Genomic DNA, 15,968 nt, shown 5'->3' on the forward strand with positions numbered 1-15,968 from the left:
AACCCTCTCAAAATTGAGAGGGTTATTTATATATAATAATAACAGTTTTTACTTATTAATTGCCGCAATCCCAGGAAGTTCCAATCCTTCCAAGCTTTCAAGCATAGCACCACCACCGGTAGAAACATAACTTACTTTGTCACCATATCCAAATTGCTTAACGAAAGCAACACTATCTCCTCCTCCTACTAAAGAAAAAGCTCCTAATTTTGTTGCTTCTGCAATACTATCACCCAAAGCAACTGTACCAGCAGCGAAGTTAGACATCTCAAAAACTCCGATAGGACCATTCCATAAAATAGTTCTAGAATTTAAAAGAACATCATTGAATTGATCTCTGGATTTAGAACCGGCATCTAAGCCCATCCATCCTTCTGGTATAGCATAAATATCAACTTCTTTTCTTTCTGCATCATTACTGAAACTCTCAGCAATAATAGTATCGGATGGAAGATATACTCTTACATTATGTTCTTTGGCTTTCCCTAATATTTCAAGTGCTAAAGGTAATTTATCTTCTTCTACCAATGAAGTTCCTATCTTACCTCCCAGTGCTTTTATAAATGTAAATGCCATTCCTCCACCTATGATCAAATTATCTATGGCAGGCAATATATTTTCTATAATGGTAATTTTAGTTGAAACCTTAGATCCTCCAAGTATCGCAGTAACAAGCCTTTCACCACTCTTCAAAACTTTATCAATAGCTTTTAATTCATTAGCCATTAATAAACCGAAAAATTTAGTTGAATTAAAATATTGAGCAATTACAGCTGTAGAAGCATGAGCTCTGTGTGCTGTTCCAAATGCATCGTTCACATAAGCATCTCCCAATTTAGATAACTGCTCAGCAAAGCCCTGGTCTCCCTTTTCTTCCTCATTATGAAAACGTAAATTCTCTAATAATAAAATTTCTCCAGGTTTCAGTTCAGAAGCAGCCTGCTCAGCTTTAGTTCCTACGCAGTCCTCTACAAATTTTACTTCTCTACCCAAAACATTGGAGACTTCCTCCAGGATATGTTTTAGAGAAAATTCATCCTTTACCTCTCCTTTAGGTCTTCCCAGGTGAGTCATTAAGATTACAGATCCTCCATCATTAAGAATTTTATCAATAGTTGGCTTTACTGCCACAATTCTTGTATTATCTGTAACTTTAAGTTGATCATCTTGCGGAACATTGAAATCCACCCTCACTAAAGCCTTCTTGTCTTTAAAATTGAAATCATTGACTGTTTTCATAAATATCTTTGAATTTTCGTTTCACAAATGTAAGATTTTAAACATTTGGAAAAAGATGGAATCAAAAAAAGTTTTCAAAAAACTTCCCACAAGCCCAACACTCATTAATCAACAATTTTTTTTTGAAAGAAAAATAAGAATGAGTATTGTTGTTGAGTGTTGTGAGTTTCGGGGATAACTTTATGGCAAAAAGTTGATAACACTAAATTTTTATTTAATTCATAATTAATTCACAATATAATTTCTTGTAAATCTGATTATTCAGTGGGTTACTAACAAAAATCCTGTAGTTGTTAACAATTTAGAATATTAATTACTGATTTATGGAAAAACTATCGAATAGCCTCAAAAAAAAATTTGAAAATTGTGGATTGCATTTTCATGGTTTTTTCTCATTAGTAAATTTTCATAATGGAAAATTATTTAGTTTGTGAAAGTTTTCCACAGTTATTCACAATGCTTTTCACAATTAACTAGTGAGGAACTAACAATTCATATTTAATACTTAAATTTGTAAGGAAATAAATCTATATAAAGTTTAATACAAGAACTATGAAAAGAAAAATTGCGATCGCAGCGGATCACGCAGGCTTCGAATATAAAGAGATTGTTAAAAACCATTTTTCAGAACAATTTGATATTCAAGATTTTGGAACGTTTTCCACAGACAGTGTGGATTATCCTGACTTTGTACACCCTGCAGCAACTTCCGTAGAAAATGGGGAAAACGAATTAGGGATCCTGATCTGTGGAAGTGGAAATGGTGTACAGATTACTGCTAACAAGCATCAGAAGATCCGTTGTGCTCTTTGTTGGATGCCGGAGATTGCGTCGTTGGCAAGACAACATAATGATGCCAATATGATTTCGATGCCAGCGAGATTCATATCAAAAGAATTAGCAATTGAAATTGTCGAAAGATTTCTCTCTACTAATTTTGAAGGTGGCAGACACCAGACAAGAGTTGATAAAATAGCATTTTGCTAAAAAAAATATAAAGGCTTGTAAATCAAATTACAAGCCTTATTTATTTTAAATTACTTATCTTTGTGCCAATAAATAGAAACATATTCTATATTCTTCTTCAAGAACCTACACTGTTCATATTAAATATATTTATAATAGGTTTTTTCCCCTCTTCTCCTTTTTTGTATTAAATTTATACGAACTAAAGCTCCCATTATTAAAAGATTGGAAGAAAAAATGATACAATTTAATTAAAGGGACGATATTGAAATTTGAATGAAAGTAAAGTTATTTATAGTATTATTATTTACAATAAACTTTTTCCATGCCCAGGATATAGATAATGATGGAGTTTTAGATGAAGATGATGCCTGTCCAACCGTCTTTGGTTATGCCTCTGATATTCCTTCAAAAAATGGGTGTATGAAACAAGATTGTAAAAAACTGGAAGAAGAAAGACAAGCAAGGTTAAAAATATTTCAGGATGAATCAAAACATGTTGACTATAATAAATTAGTAGAAAAAATAATAGATGATATAGATTTGAAATTATTTACTTCTGATAATGTAATAATCTTTAATAAAATTACAACCCTTACTTGTGGAACAGGAAGTGCATATTATTGCCCGGTTAATTATAATTTTGAATCACCCGTTTTTTCGACAGATGATTTACTGACCGAAGAGACAAGTAAAAAACTATATAATAAGATCCCAAAAAATATAATTTTTGCAAAACGAATTTTTGGAGAAGCAGCTGGAATAGAATTTGAAAATGAACCTATACTGAATAATATAAGTAAAAAAGTCAAAATTTTTTATGGAATTGAAAAGGATGCTATTATATATCCCAAACATAAAAAAATACAAACAAAAATAAATAGATATAATGGTTTACTCTTAAGTATCATCAAGAATGATTTTGAAAATAAAGTTGAAGTAAGAAAAGTATATACTGATTCTGATTTTAGAAATATTAAAACTTTTTTAAATACATATCAATACATTGACAATCATTGGATACTGATAGAAACAAAAACAAGATAAAGAAAATTAAAATGTCAAAAAAAAGAAAATATATAAGTCAAAAAAATGACCATAAATTAATGGAGATTGGAAGATTGATCCTGAGATTTATGAACGAAAATTCATCAAAGATCTATAACTATAAGCAGATCGCTGATGGAATTGATTACAAAAACCCAAGACAAAGGGAAATGGTAATCCAGGCTTTACATAAGCTACAATCTTCAGAAAAAATTAAAGAAACTGATAAAGGAAAATACATTATCAATTTAAATATTGCAGGAACATTAACCGGAGTTATTGATTTTAACCAGTCCGGAAATGCTTATGTAAATGTAGAGGGAATGGAAGATGATATTTTTATCCATTCAAAAAATGTGAAGGATGCTTTACAAGGCGATAAAGTGTTAATAGTAACCTATACTTATAAAGGAAAAAAACTGGAAGGTTCTGTTTTAGAAGTTTTGGAAAGAACACGAACAGAATTTGTAGGTACTTTGCAAGTGGTTACTCATAAAGATTTCGGATTTGTTGTTTGCGATAAAAAAACGATCAATACAGATATTTTTATTCCAAAAGGAAAATTTGGAGGAGCCGAAGATGGTGATAAGGTTGTTGTAAAAATGACAGAATGGAAACCAGGTGATAAAAATCCGGAAGGAGAAATCATCAAAGTTCTGGGATCTCCTGGAGAACATGAAACTGAGATCCACTCTATTTTAGCAGAATATGGTCTGCCATATGAGTTTCCGGAAGAAGTGGAAAAAGATGCAGATAAGATCAACAGAGAAATTACGGATGATGAAGTTGCCAAACGCCGTGATATGCGTAATGTCTGCACATTTACAATTGACCCTAAAGATGCAAAGGATTTTGATGATGCACTATCAATCCAAAAATTAAAAAATGGGAACTGGGAGATTGGTGTTCACATCGCTGACGTTTCTCATTATGTAGTTCCGGGAACTATTTTGGATGATGAAGCTTACCAGAGAGCAACTTCAGTGTACTTGGTGGATCGTGTAGTTCCTATGTTACCAGAAGTTTTAAGTAATGATGTTTGTTCGCTTCGCCCGAATGAAGATAAATATACTTTCTCAGCTGTTTTTGAACTAAATGATAATGCAGAAATTCAGAAACAATGGTTTGGTAGAACAGTTATTCATTCTGATAGAAGGTTTACCTATGAGGAAGCTCAAGAGCGTATTGAAACTCAACAGGGAGATCTGACTGAGGAGATTTTGGTACTGGACAAGCTTGCTAAAATAATGCGTGACGAACGTATTAAAAATGGGGCTATTACTTTTGACAGAAGTGAAGTAAGATTTAATCTGGATGAAAATAATCAGCCAATAGGTGTTTACTTCAAGATCAGTAAGGATTCTAACCATTTGATTGAAGAATTTATGCTTCTGGCTAACAAGAAAGTGTCAGAATTTGTATCATTAACTAATAAAGGAAATGTTTCTAATAATACATTTATCTATAGAGTTCATGATGATCCGGATCCAGCAAAATTAGAAGCATTAAGAGATTTTGTATCTACTTTTGGATACCAGATGAACCTTGCCAATACGAAAAAAGTTGCAGAATCTTTAAATAAATTATTGCACGATGTAAAAGGAAAAGGAGAAGAAAATATGATCGAAACTCTGGCTATGAGAAGTATGAGCAAAGCGGTCTACTCTACTGAACCTATAGGACATTATGGGTTAGGATTTGAATATTATTCTCACTTCACCTCTCCTATTCGTCGTTACCCGGATTTACTTGCGCACAGATTACTTCAACATTATCTGGATGGAGGAAAATCTCCGGATAGAAATGAATTAGAAGAAAAAGCAAAACATTGCAGTGCTATGGAAAGGCTTGCCGCTGATGCAGAAAGAGATTCTATCAAATTTATGCAAGTGAAATTCATGGAAAAACACCTTGGAGAAAATTTCACAGGAGTAATTTCCGGAGTAGCAGAATTTGGTTTCTGGGTAGAAATCCCTGAAAATGGTGCAGAAGGATTGATCAAATTAAGAGATCTTGTGGATGATTCTTATATGTATGATAAAGCAACTCATGCTGTATATGGCTCAAGAACAGGTAAAAAATATCAATTGGGAGATCAGGTTCGGATCAAAGTAGTGAAAGCTAACTTAATTCAGAAACAACTGGATTTCAAGATTGTTGAATAATTAAATCATAAAGTTTAAATTTGTACAAAATGAGATGGATTTTTTTCCATTTTAAAGCCACATTAAATGTTTGAACTTGTACTTTCTGCTGTCATATTAGGATTCATGTTAAGCCTGGTTTTCATAGGACCTATTTTTTTCCTTTTAATTGAAACCAGCTTCTCGCGAGGCCCCCGACATGCTTTAGCGCTTGATCTCGGTGTAATTACAGCAGATCTACTTTGTATTGTTGCTGCTTATTATGCGAGTGCAGATTTAGTTAGTTTAATAGATAAGCATCCAGGATTTTACAGAATTACGTCCATTCTTATTTTTGTATACGGGATCGTTATGCTGGTTACTAAGACCAAGATGCATATGCCAGGAGAGGAAAGAATCATTAATCAAAATTATTTTAAAACTTTTATTAATGGTTTTTTCTTTAATCTTTTGAATGTAGGTGTTATTCTTTTCTGGCTGGTAACCGTAATTTCCGTTAGAAATCAATATCCGGATATCAGTAATTTTATTCTTTATATAGGTTTAGTAATCGGGACTTATCTCTGTATTGATCTCGCCAAAATATTTCTTGCCAAGCAATTCCATGATAGATTAACGCAGACTTTAGCTAATAAAATCAGACGGGTTGTTGGATGTATCCTCATCATTTTTAGTTTCTTTATCTTTTTACAGAGCTTTAAAAAATTCAATCAGTTTGATAAAAGGCTGGAAGAGGCAGAGAAAAAAGAAGTCAAATTTCAAAAAAACAAATGAAAAAAAAGGTCTTTCCCAAATCCCTTAAAAAAGGGGATAAAATAGCTATTATTTCTCCTGCAGGAGCTGTTGATGAAACCCAACTTGAAAAAGGGATTTCAATGATAAAAGAAAAAGGATTTGAACCTGTTTTAGGGGAAAATCTTTATACCAAATTTTCCAATGGTTATAATTATGCAGGAACAGAAAAGGAAAGGTTACAAGACATCAATTGGGCATTCAATGATTCTGGTATTTCTGCAATCTGGGCTTCCAGAGGAGGATACGGTTGTCAGCATCTTATTCAGCATATAAAACTTACACAGTTTTTAAAAGATCCAAAATGGTATATCGGTTATTCAGATAATACAGTAATCCAAAGTTTTTTACTGAAAAAAGGATTTGTATCTATTCATGGCCAGACAATTAAAACGTCCAGTTTTGGAGTCACAGAAGAAAGCTATGATTTGGTTTTTGATGTTCTTAAAGGAAAAGCTCCTAAATATAACTTACAGACCAATCAATTGAATAGACAAGGCAATATTGAAGGCGAATTGATTGGAGGAAATTTAGCTCTGATTTATGCGCTTTTAGGTACTCCCTACTCTTTTGATTTTAAAGATAAAATATTATTCATTGAGGATATTGGTGAAAATTATTATGCCTTGGATCGAATGATTATGAGTTTGGAATTGGCCGGAGTTTTCAAAAAAATCAAAGCACTGGTCGTAGGTGGAATGACCAATATGGGTGATGAAAAGGAGAATAAAAATTATGAGGAAAGCTTTGATGGATTTGCCTATCAATTGATTTCAGAACGAATTGCAAAATATAAATTCCCTGTGGTTTTTGGTTTTCCGAACGGACATATCAAAGACAACAGACCTTTGATTATTGGAGGAACTGTGAAATTAAAGATTGAGAATAAGGTAAAGATTGAGTTTTAGTAAAATTAATTCCTACCTCCGGATTTACTTGGATAAACTAAGTTTCCATCTTTATTAATTATTACAGGAGCTGAAGTAGTGGTTGAGTTTATTGGATATTTCCATCTCTCTGTACCATCATTTTCGGATAAAGCATATATATAATTTGAACCACCGCCGCCAATAAAAACTGTTGCATTCGTAGCGACAGCTTCTGCACTATTAGAATAAATTGTTTTTTGCCATTTTATATTCCCATTCTGTTTATCTATAACAATGATATTTCCCGAACTGGAATTTACAAAAACATAGTTTTCATTAACATATGGGCTACTAGAATAACTAGTTGAATAAGATTGCCACACAATATTTCCTGTTAAAGCATCTATTTTGTATAATGAATTTTTATCAGTAGTATATAAATACCCATCCAAAATTGTAGGGGAAGAATTCTCGATAGAGCTACCTAGTTGCTTTTCCCAAATCAATTCTCCTGTAAGTTTATTAATATTGTAAATATTACCATTTCTGTTTCCAATATAGAGATTATTCTGAACTATGGAAGCTGAAGAAGAATTAAAAATATCACCAGCATAATATTTCCATTTTAGGTTTCCATTATTCTGATCCAAGGCATAGATATTACCATCATCACTAGCAAAATATACAATATCTTCAGATACCGTCGGACTAGAACTAACATTAAACCCAGTAGAATACTTCCACTTTAATTCTCCGGTTGTAGCATTTACTGCATAGAAATTATCATCATCACTACCAAAAAAAACAGTGTTATTAGAAACAAAAACGCTTGATTCTATTGATTCATTTGTTTTAAATTTCCATATTAAATTTCCACTAGTTGCATCTAGAGCATATAAATATTTGTCTGTACAGCCAACATATAACACGTTATTACTATAAAAAGCAGTACTGTATTGAAAAGTTCCATTAGTAACTGAAAAAGACCACTTTAACTGACCAGTTCCAGAATCAAGAGCATAATATTTATTTATTCCACCAATGAACATTATATTTTTAGGATTATTATTTGTTGGGGTTTCAACAATATCATCAGATGAAGAACAACCAATAAAACATATTGATACAGCAAAAGAAAAAAGTAATTTAAATTTCATAGGTTTGAAAAAATAAGCGCAAAAATACAAAATTTATTATGGCAACTCACAACGACTTCGGTATCTTAGCAGAAGATTTAGCCGTTGAATATTTAAGAAAAAATGGGTACAAAATTCTGATAAGAAATTTCCGTTTTCAAAAGGCTGAAATCGATATTATCGCGGAAAAAGATAATTTAATTATTGTTATTGAAGTAAAAGCTCGTTCTACGGATGCTTTTATGTTACCTCAGGAAGCTGTTACAAAAACAAAAATCAGATCCATCGTTTCTGCAGCAAATCATTATTTGGAAGAATTTAACAAAGATAAAGAAGTCCGTTTCGACATTATTTCAGTTATGCCGGATGACAAAGGAAAATTAGTGATTGAACATATAGATGATGCGTTCGAAGCATTTGACGCCAACTGATAGCTAGTGTAACAATGTATCAATTTAGCAGTTTACCAGTGATTTTTTCAACGTTAGATTGTTATGTAAAAAATTAAAAATCTTATGAAAACGATATTAATTACCGGAGCGACTTCCGGGATTGGAAAATCAACAGCAGAGCTTTTTGCAAAACAAGGAAACAGAGTCATTATCTGTGGAAGAAGAAGTGAAGTATTAGAATCTGTAAAAACTGAATTATCTGCTTTTACAGAAGTATTCAGTTTACAATTTGATGTAAGTAACCTGGAGCAGGTAGAAAATGCCATCAACTCCCTTCCTGCAGAATGGAAGAATATTGATGTTCTGATTAATAATGCTGGAAATGCGCATGGTTTAGATCCTCTTTCAGCAGGAAAAACAGATGATTGGGATTCTATGATTGATGGAAATGTAAAGGGAGTTTTATATGTTGCTAAAATGATTATTCCAGGTATGAAAGAAAGAAATTCCGGACATATCGTTAATTTAAGTTCAGTAGCTGCAAGACAAACCTATATAAATGGTGTTGTATATTGTGCAACTAAAAAAGCTGTGGATGTCATCTCTGAAGGGATGAGATTAGAACTTACCGAGTTTGGAATTAGAGTGACGAATATCCAGCCTGGTGCTGTGGAAACAGATTTTTCTTTGGTAAGATTTAAAGGAGATAACGAAAGAGCTTCTACAGTATATGCCGGTTATGAACCTTTAAAAGCCGAAGATATAGCAGATGCAATTGCGTATTGTGTGAATGCTCCAAAGCATGTGAATGTTTCAGATATGACCATCTACCCTAGCGCACAAAGTGAGCCGAGAACAATCTATAGAAAATAGATTTAAAAGGATTAAATTTGCAGAGATTCTGTAAAAGTATTTTTGCCTTTTCGCGAATCTGCAATTAAGCTTACAAAAAATGAAAATATTATATCTCGAGACCTCTTCTAAAAACTGTTCAGTTGCTATTTCAGATGGTGAAAAGCTGTTATGCTCTTGTGAAGAAGTTTCTGAAAACTATAAACAATCCGAAAGTTTACACACTTTTGTAGAATGGGCATTGGAAGGTGCTGGTATTTCTATAAAAGAAATTGAAGCAATTTCCTTAGGGAAAGGCCCCGGATCTTATACAGGATTAAGAATTGGTGCAGCTTCAGCTAAAGGGTTTTGTTATGGATTAAAAATTCCGCTCATTGCTGTAAATTCACTTGAAAGTATGATAGAGCCTTTTTTAGGGCAAAACTATGACTTTATAATACCTCTAGTCGACGCAAGAAGGATGGAGGTTTATACAGCCCTATATGATGGTAATACGGGAAAAGAAATTTCAGCTACAGAGGCTAAGATTCTTGATGAGCAGTCTTTTATAGAATTTGCAGATAAAAAAGTGATCTTTGTTGGGGATGGTGCTAAAAAAGCAAAAGAGATTTTACAGCTTCCCAATGCTGAGTTTAATGGAGATGTCTACCCTTCTGCGCAGCATTTAATAAAGAAAACGCTGAAGAAAATAGAGACACAAGAATTTGAAGATATTGCTTACTTCGAACCCTTTTATTTAAAGGATTTTCACGGAGTAAAGAAAAAGAAAAGCGAAGATTAATCTTCGCTTTTCTTTTTTATTTTGGTCTTGCTGGTTGTGAATTAGGATTCGGTGCTTGACCCGGATTATTACTGCCAGTCTTTTTAGGTTTCTTGTTTACCGGAGGCTGAGCATTTTGATCCTGAATATTCTGAACATTCTGAATATTATTAGTATCAGGAGTTACAGGAACACTATTGTTCATTTGTAAGCCAGGTTGTGTAGGAGCATTATTTTGATTCTGAGGTATTACATTCCCTTTATTATCTGTTGACTGAAATGCAAGATCGCTCTTGAGATAATTCAGCATTTCTTTAGCTTTAATACCTTCTGGTGTTTTGGCATAATTTAAAGCAATCTGTTCCAGTTGCAGAATCATTACTTCTTTTCCACTGGATTTTCCAGTATTAAAAGCATTCAGTAAATAGAGCTTTGGTACTAATGCATCCTTAGGATATTTTTGAATCGCCTGATCTATGATATCTTTACTTTCACCAAATTTCTCCGATTCAAATAATGCATATGCTTTTTTATATTCATTCTGTACTTCGTCCGAAGACTTTACAAACGTGTTATTTTTAGGATTTCTTGCGAATTCTGCATACGAAGTATAAGGATAATCTGTCAGTAGGATTTGTTTTGCCTTCTCTCCTGCCTGAGGTGTTTTCTCATAATTCATGGCAAAAATTTCATACAATGCCTGTAGCATAACTTTTTCTTCAGGTTTTACCTCTACCAGATCGTATAGTGTTTTAGTGGCTAACGGTGTATTGGTAAAATAATTCTGATACATAATTCCTAAGCCTAGAGAAGCGGTATCTCTATCTTTTTTCAATTGGCCCAGCTTACCAGCATCTGTTGGAATCTGCTCAATATAAAAGGCTGGCTCAAAACGTCTTGGATCAGGTGCAGATGTTACTCCCAGCGCCTCATTCTTCATATCATCAATAGAAGCCATCTTTTTTGAATAACGCCAGTTATCACTCAATGCTCTGTCTCCCCAAACCTGTTTAAACGAAGATGTTCCTTTGCTTACAGTTCCCGTATTACTAAAATAGAACCCTTTTGGGGCTGTTCCAAAATCTTCAAAAGAAGTAGAACTATTGGCAAAAATCGAATTGGAATTATAATCTCCTGTATCAAAACCCTTACTTCTTTCAGCTCGTCTTCTTTCCAGTTCTTCTTTTTCCTCTTTTGCTTTTAATTTTGCAATATGCTTGGCGAAAAACTCATTTTTTTGAGCATCAGTCATTTTTGCTAAAGAAAGGATACTGTCATTTTTCTTGATCAGATAATAATTCTTTGAGATCTTTTTAATATTCTCAGATTGACTTTGTAAGAGAACTTTGGAAGGTTCATAAGTCATCACAGCAAGGGCTGAATCGTAATAGCTTCCTGCACCTATATAGTCATTCTTATCCAGGTAGTGCTTCCCTATTTCATAATAAGCCAAACCACGAACCTGTGGATCTGAGACCTTTTCGGTTAAAGATTTTCTAAAGAATTGCTGACCCTCATCCTTTTTACCTGCTTTATTCGCGATTAAGCCTAAAGCATAATAAAATTCATTTTTTCTGGACATATAGGTTCCCTTATTGCTGATCTTTTCCAAGTAATCCTTGGCGCCTTTATAATCCCCGTTTCCATTAAATGTTTTGGCGATTTCTATTTGAGATTTAACTTCAAATTCGAAATCATTCGCATATTTATAAGCTGCAAAAAAACTTTCTCTTGCCTTTTCATTCTGTCCTAAACCTTCTAAAACCTGGCCTCTTAAGAAAGCAATTCTACTTTTTAGTTTTCTGTTGCTATTAAGCTCATAAGCACGGTCAAGTTCCTTTACCGCTTCTTCTTTTTTACCTGCATCCAGAAGCGCTTCAGAATTGTAGATACTTAATAATTTATCATAATTTTTATTGACCCCCTCCCCTTTTATTTTAGAAAAAATTTCCTGAGCCTTGTGGTAATCTTTAATCTGAGCATATGCTTCTCCCTGATAAATTTTAGCTAAAGGAAGCCTTTTATCCTCTTTCATATGGGTAAAAACATAATTCAGTGCATCAAGAGCCTCCAATGATTTATTTTGGTAAATCCTTGATTGAACAAGGATCATATAGGCATCAAAAATCTGTTTATTTTTCTCCTCTCCGTTTCTTATTACAGAATATTTGTTGATTGCTTTTAATGCTTTTGCTTCAGCAATTTGTAATGTGGTAGCTCCTTTTACTTCAGGTTGGCCAGGGTCATTACCTGTTATACCATTTATTGCAGAATTTACTTTATCCTTTACTATACCAGGGATTTCCTGTAATCCAGGTTTACCTGGAGGCCCACTTGCATTGGCTGATCTACCGGATGGGGACTTATTAACTTCAGCCATTTTCATGGTGTTCTCTGCAAAAGCTGAAGACTGTCCCAAATCACTTCCTAACGGTTGGTTTTCATAAGTAAGTATAGGGATATAGGGAGCATAAAAATTATCTTTATGACCCTTATCTCTACTCGTAAATTCACTATCTAATGCATCTTTTGCATTAAAAAGAGTGTTATAATATGTGGAAAAACCCTTTAAAAACTTTGATCGTTGTTCCGGCTTCTTTACTTTGGTAGCACAGGAAACAACAATACATGCTGTTAAAAGGAATAAAATATTCTTTTTCATTATTTCAATATAACTCGCTAATCTACTTTTTATTATCAGCGATTTGGTGATTTTGTAAAAATAATAAAATTTTATTTTGAAAAAATTTATATTTCTTTCAAAATTTTGTAAACTAAATGAGTAGGAAGCCCCATAATGGTGTAAAAGCTACCGGATAGTTTTTTGATTTTTGCCATTCCCAGCCATTCCTGGATACCATAGCTTCCGGCTTTATCGAAAGGCTTATAATTTTTTATATAAAAATCGATTTCTTCATTAGAAATCTCATCCAGTTCTACATCTGCTACATCCGTTTCTGTAAAGACTTTATCAGAAGTTTGTATAGTAATTCCTGTATAAACCTGATGTGTCTTTCCTGAAAGCAATTTCAACATATTTCTTGCATCTGCTTCATCTTTGGGTTTTCCAAGTACCTGATTTTCGATTGCAACTACTGTATCCGCTGTTAGTAAGACCTCTCCTTCCTCAAGGGGACGAAATGTATCTGCTTTTAATTTAGAGAGATAAGCTGCTGCATTTTCTATACTGATGTCTTCAGGCAGAATTTCCTCACAATCTATTTTTACGACTTCAAAATCAAACCCAAGACTGGATAATAGTTCTTTTCTTCTCGGAGATTGCGATGCTAAAAGTAACTTCATATCCACTTATTAAACAGATTGTGTGTTATCATCATGCCAGTTTCCCTGTACTTTCATTACCTGTTCAATGACATCACGTACTGCTCCACTTCCACCCTGTTTTGTTGAAATATAATCCGCAATTCCTTTGATCTCAGGAACCGCATTTTCAGGACAGGCAGCTATTGCAGAATTTTCCATAATGTGAAGATCCGGAAGATCATCTCCCATTGTCAGGATCTCTTCATTTTTAAGATTGTATTTCTTTTTGAAATCTTCAAAATCAGCCATCTTATCATGAGATTTAGCATAATAATCTTCTATACCAAGATAATGAATTCTATGTTTTACCATCTCATCATTTCCACCTGTTATGACTCCTATTAAATAGTTGTTTTTTAATGCTTTAACTACCGCATAGCCGTCTAAAACATTCATAACTCTACTCATATTTCCACCTGGCATCAGATATACACTTCCGTCTGTAAAGACACCATCCACATCAAATACGAATGCTTTGATATCCTTTAATTTCTCTTTATAACTCATACATTTTTTTAATAGAGTGATTCATTGTTTTATATATTTCAAGACTTTCGTCTTTTAATAGCTGTTCATGGAGTTCTAGAACCCTTACATCATTTCTTACTGCAGGCCCGGTTTGGGCAAGCTTTGGTTCAATTTCATGAACTTTCTGTATTGTTTCATCAATTATAGGTAAAAAATAATCGAACGGAATTTCCTGAGAATCTGAAATTTCTTTAGCCCTGGAAAAAAGATGATTGACAAAATTACAGGCAAACACTGCTGTAAGATGAATATACTTTCTTTTTTCATGGCTGCTTTCCATTACATTATCAGAAATTTTAGAGGCCAATTCAAAAAGAAGTTCCTTATCCTTTTCATTTTCTGTTTCTATAAAAAATGGAATTTTCTTGTATTCCAGATCTTTAGATTTTGAAAAAGTTTGCAGCGGATAAAAGCTGGCTTTTCTGTATTCTCCGGTCAGAAGTTCTTTAGGAAGTGATCCGGATGTATGTGCAACAAGACAATCTTTTTTAGTAATGATTTTAGAAACATCTTCTAATGAATTGTCACTGACACAAATAATATATAAATCGGCGTCTTCCAGTTTTTCAATTGAATAATGAATATGTAACTCTTTACCTATCTTTTCCAAATCCTGTTCATTTCTTCCAAAAATTTGAGCTAATGGAATGTTATTCAGGACAAAGGATTTTGCCAGGTGGTAAGCCACATTTCCGGAACCTATAATTACAATTTGCATATAACAAAGATAATATTTTATGAGTTTTGGACTGAAAATTGAACAAAGTATTTAACTTTTAGATATTTTTGTAATCCAAAACAGTGAAAGCATTAATGAAGATTAAGGACGCGGAAATTATTACGCTGATGCAAAACCCACGAACTCAAGATAAAGGAGTTCGTGCCTTGATGGATGCTTATCAAAGTAGATTGTATTGGCATATTAGAAGAATTATTGTAGATGGAGATCTTGCTCAGGATATTTTGCAGGATACTTTTATAAAAGCATATCAGAATTTTCACCAGTTCAAAAATGATAGTCAATTGTACACCTGGTTGTACAGAATTGCTACCAACGAAGCATTACAGCAAATTAATAAAATGAAGAAAATGCAAAAAACTGATGAAGATGCTGAATATCATATGCAGAATCTTATAGCTGATAATGCAGAAAAAGATTCTGATGAAATACAAATTTTATTACAGAACGCTATACAAAGTCTGCCTGAAAAGCAGAAACTCGTATTTATGATGCGGTATTATGATGATTTGCCTTACGAAGAAATATCAAAAATTGTAGATATGTCCGTAGGTACTTTAAAGACAAATTATCATTATGCCAAACAAAAGATAGAAGAATATATTAAAGAAAATTACGAAAATAATTTTTGACAGACATTAAGATGAAAGAGTTCGATATAGAAAAATTAGAACGTAAAAACATTTACAAAGTTCCCGATGATATGTTTAATACAATCCAGGAAAGAGTAATGAATGACGTAAAAGCAAACAAGAAAGCACCTGTATTTAAATTAAATTGGGTGTATGCAGTTGCTGCGTCATTAGCGATCATCTTTGGAGTTACCTTTGTTTTTAATTCAGATCAGAAAACAATAAAAGAAACGGGTATTTCAGAAGTGAACTATGCTCAGAATGATCCAACTCCAAAAAGTGAAAGCCAGATTGCCTATGAGACTTTGAAATCTGATTTAAATTCAGTGGACAACACAGATCAAATTGAAGAAAATAAGAAAATTGAAAATACAGAGTATTCTGAGGATAATGAAGCAGAAGATGGGGTAAAATCTCAAACAGGGAAGATTGCTTCAAAACAAACAGATGCTAAAATGAACGACTATTTGGATTCATTTTCTAATTCAGAAATTGCAGAATTAGCTAAGAATTCAACTGAGGACGTTTATTTAGATTTATATAATTAA

Annotated in this window: 16 protein-coding genes; 10 read left to right on the forward strand and 6 right to left on the reverse strand. The window is 33.1% G+C overall.

Annotated elements, in window-relative coordinates:
* Window positions 1-48: 48 nt before the first annotated feature.
* A complete protein-coding gene (locus tag JHL15_RS03185; RefSeq protein WP_200242710.1) occupies window positions 49-1,239 on the reverse strand; it encodes a phosphoglycerate kinase in 1,191 nt (396 codons plus the stop codon).
* A 552-nt stretch (window positions 1,240-1,791) separates the two neighbouring features.
* Here JHL15_RS03185 and rpiB point away from each other — a divergent pair.
* The 5 genes from rpiB to JHL15_RS03210 all read left to right on the forward strand — a co-directional run bounded on the left by rpiB (window position 1,792) and on the right by JHL15_RS03210 (window position 7,096).
* Window positions 1,792-2,226: a ribose 5-phosphate isomerase B gene (gene rpiB, locus JHL15_RS03190; protein ID WP_200242712.1), complete on the forward strand. Its 435-nt coding sequence runs from the start codon at window positions 1,792-1,794 to the stop codon at window positions 2,224-2,226.
* Between the two features lie 255 nt (window positions 2,227-2,481).
* The gene (locus JHL15_RS03195; RefSeq protein WP_200242714.1) at window positions 2,482-3,252 is read left to right on the forward strand and encodes a hypothetical protein; all 771 of its coding nucleotides are present in this window, start codon (window positions 2,482-2,484) and stop codon (window positions 3,250-3,252) included.
* Window positions 3,253-3,263: 11 nt separating this feature from the next.
* Window positions 3,264-5,417 (forward strand): ribonuclease R, encoded by a 2,154-nt coding sequence (gene rnr / locus JHL15_RS03200; protein ID WP_200242716.1) that lies wholly within the window; start codon window positions 3,264-3,266, stop codon window positions 5,415-5,417.
* 66 nt (window positions 5,418-5,483) lie between these two features.
* Window positions 5,484-6,170: a LysE family translocator gene (locus JHL15_RS03205; protein ID WP_200242719.1), complete on the forward strand. Its 687-nt coding sequence runs from the start codon at window positions 5,484-5,486 to the stop codon at window positions 6,168-6,170.
* Window positions 6,167-7,096 carry a S66 peptidase family protein gene (locus tag JHL15_RS03210; RefSeq protein ID WP_200242721.1) on the forward strand — a complete coding sequence of 310 codons (930 nt, stop codon included), beginning with the start codon at window positions 6,167-6,169 and terminating at the stop codon, window positions 7,094-7,096. Before JHL15_RS03205 ends, JHL15_RS03210 begins: the two co-directional genes overlap by 4 nt.
* Before the next feature lie 5 nt (window positions 7,097-7,101).
* On the opposite strand, the gene JHL15_RS03215 is transcribed toward JHL15_RS03210, so the two are convergent.
* A complete protein-coding gene (locus tag JHL15_RS03215) occupies window positions 7,102-8,214 on the reverse strand; it encodes an outer membrane protein assembly factor BamB family protein (protein WP_200242723.1) in 1,113 nt (370 codons plus the stop codon).
* Window positions 8,215-8,252: 38 nt separating this feature from the next.
* On the opposite strand from JHL15_RS03215, the gene JHL15_RS03220 reads away from it, so the two are divergent.
* The 3 genes from JHL15_RS03220 to tsaB all read left to right on the forward strand — a co-directional run bounded on the left by JHL15_RS03220 (window position 8,253) and on the right by tsaB (window position 10,218).
* On the forward strand, window positions 8,253-8,624 hold the full coding sequence (locus JHL15_RS03220; protein ID WP_200242724.1) for a YraN family protein: 372 nt from the start codon (window positions 8,253-8,255) through the stop codon (window positions 8,622-8,624).
* Window positions 8,625-8,708: 84 nt separating this feature from the next.
* Complete coding sequence (locus tag JHL15_RS03225) at window positions 8,709-9,458, forward strand: SDR family NAD(P)-dependent oxidoreductase (protein WP_200242725.1); 750 nt, start codon at window positions 8,709-8,711, stop codon at window positions 9,456-9,458.
* A 79-nt stretch (window positions 9,459-9,537) separates the two neighbouring features.
* On the forward strand, window positions 9,538-10,218 hold the full coding sequence (gene tsaB, locus JHL15_RS03230; RefSeq protein WP_200242726.1) for a tRNA (adenosine(37)-N6)-threonylcarbamoyltransferase complex dimerization subunit type 1 TsaB: 681 nt from the start codon (window positions 9,538-9,540) through the stop codon (window positions 10,216-10,218).
* Between the two features lie 16 nt (window positions 10,219-10,234).
* Here the strand turns inward: tsaB and porW are convergent, their stop codons facing one another.
* The 4 genes from porW to JHL15_RS03250 form a co-directional block, all read right to left on the reverse strand.
* The gene (porW, locus tag JHL15_RS03235; protein WP_234047670.1) at window positions 10,235-12,859 is read right to left on the reverse strand and encodes a type IX secretion system periplasmic lipoprotein PorW/SprE; all 2,625 of its coding nucleotides are present in this window, start codon (window positions 12,857-12,859) and stop codon (window positions 10,235-10,237) included.
* An 86-nt stretch (window positions 12,860-12,945) separates the two neighbouring features.
* On the reverse strand, window positions 12,946-13,500 hold the full coding sequence (locus JHL15_RS03240; RefSeq protein WP_200242727.1) for a Maf family protein: 555 nt from the start codon (window positions 13,498-13,500) through the stop codon (window positions 12,946-12,948).
* A gap of 9 nt (window positions 13,501-13,509) precedes the next feature.
* Window positions 13,510-14,028, reverse strand: coding sequence for a KdsC family phosphatase (locus tag JHL15_RS03245; protein WP_200242729.1), 519 nt, complete (start codon window positions 14,026-14,028; stop codon window positions 13,510-13,512).
* Window positions 14,018-14,767, reverse strand: a complete 750-nt coding sequence (locus JHL15_RS03250) for a Rossmann-like and DUF2520 domain-containing protein (RefSeq protein ID WP_200242732.1) — start codon at window positions 14,765-14,767, stop codon at window positions 14,018-14,020. Before JHL15_RS03250 ends, JHL15_RS03245 begins: the two co-directional genes overlap by 11 nt.
* Window positions 14,768-14,862: 95 nt before the next feature.
* Here JHL15_RS03250 and JHL15_RS03255 point away from each other — a divergent pair, with 95 nt between their 5' ends.
* Complete coding sequence (locus JHL15_RS03255) at window positions 14,863-15,420, forward strand: RNA polymerase sigma factor (protein ID WP_200242733.1); 558 nt, start codon at window positions 14,863-14,865, stop codon at window positions 15,418-15,420.
* Window positions 15,417-15,968 (forward strand): hypothetical protein, encoded by a 552-nt coding sequence (locus JHL15_RS03260; RefSeq protein ID WP_234047671.1) that lies wholly within the window; start codon window positions 15,417-15,419, stop codon window positions 15,966-15,968. The genes JHL15_RS03255 and JHL15_RS03260 overlap by 4 nt, the downstream gene beginning before the upstream one ends.

This window comes from Chryseobacterium paridis, assembly GCF_016595215.1.
GTDB lineage: Bacteria > Bacteroidota > Bacteroidia > Flavobacteriales > Weeksellaceae > Chryseobacterium > Chryseobacterium paridis.

Bases quoted from the DNA above. Each gene is read 5' to 3' on its own strand.
- JHL15_RS03255 (WP_200242733.1), top strand. From the start codon at position 14,863: ATGAAGATTAAGGACGCGGAAATTATTACGCTGATGCAAAACCCACGA.
- JHL15_RS03210 (WP_200242721.1), top strand. From the start codon at position 6,167: ATGAAAAAAAAGGTCTTTCCCAAATCCCTTAAAAAAGGGGATAAAATA.
- rpiB (WP_200242712.1), top strand. From the start codon at position 1,792: ATGAAAAGAAAAATTGCGATCGCAGCGGATCACGCAGGCTTCGAATAT.
- porW (WP_234047670.1), bottom strand. From the start codon at position 12,859: ATGAAAAAGAATATTTTATTCCTTTTAACAGCATGTATTGTTGTTTCC.
- JHL15_RS03185 (WP_200242710.1), bottom strand. From the start codon at position 1,239: ATGAAAACAGTCAATGATTTCAATTTTAAAGACAAGAAGGCTTTAGTG.
- JHL15_RS03220 (WP_200242724.1), top strand. From the start codon at position 8,253: ATGGCAACTCACAACGACTTCGGTATCTTAGCAGAAGATTTAGCCGTT.
- JHL15_RS03225 (WP_200242725.1), top strand. From the start codon at position 8,709: ATGAAAACGATATTAATTACCGGAGCGACTTCCGGGATTGGAAAATCA.
- JHL15_RS03245 (WP_200242729.1), bottom strand. From the start codon at position 14,028: ATGAGTTATAAAGAGAAATTAAAGGATATCAAAGCATTCGTATTTGAT.
- JHL15_RS03240 (WP_200242727.1), bottom strand. From the start codon at position 13,500: ATGAAGTTACTTTTAGCATCGCAATCTCCGAGAAGAAAAGAACTATTA.
- JHL15_RS03250 (WP_200242732.1), bottom strand. From the start codon at position 14,767: ATGCAAATTGTAATTATAGGTTCCGGAAATGTGGCTTACCACCTGGCA.
- tsaB (WP_200242726.1), top strand. From the start codon at position 9,538: ATGAAAATATTATATCTCGAGACCTCTTCTAAAAACTGTTCAGTTGCT.
- JHL15_RS03205 (WP_200242719.1), top strand. From the start codon at position 5,484: ATGTTTGAACTTGTACTTTCTGCTGTCATATTAGGATTCATGTTAAGC.
- JHL15_RS03215 (WP_200242723.1), bottom strand. From the start codon at position 8,214: ATGAAATTTAAATTACTTTTTTCTTTTGCTGTATCAATATGTTTTATT.
- JHL15_RS03195 (WP_200242714.1), top strand. From the start codon at position 2,482: ATGAAAGTAAAGTTATTTATAGTATTATTATTTACAATAAACTTTTTC.
- rnr (WP_200242716.1), top strand. From the start codon at position 3,264: ATGTCAAAAAAAAGAAAATATATAAGTCAAAAAAATGACCATAAATTA.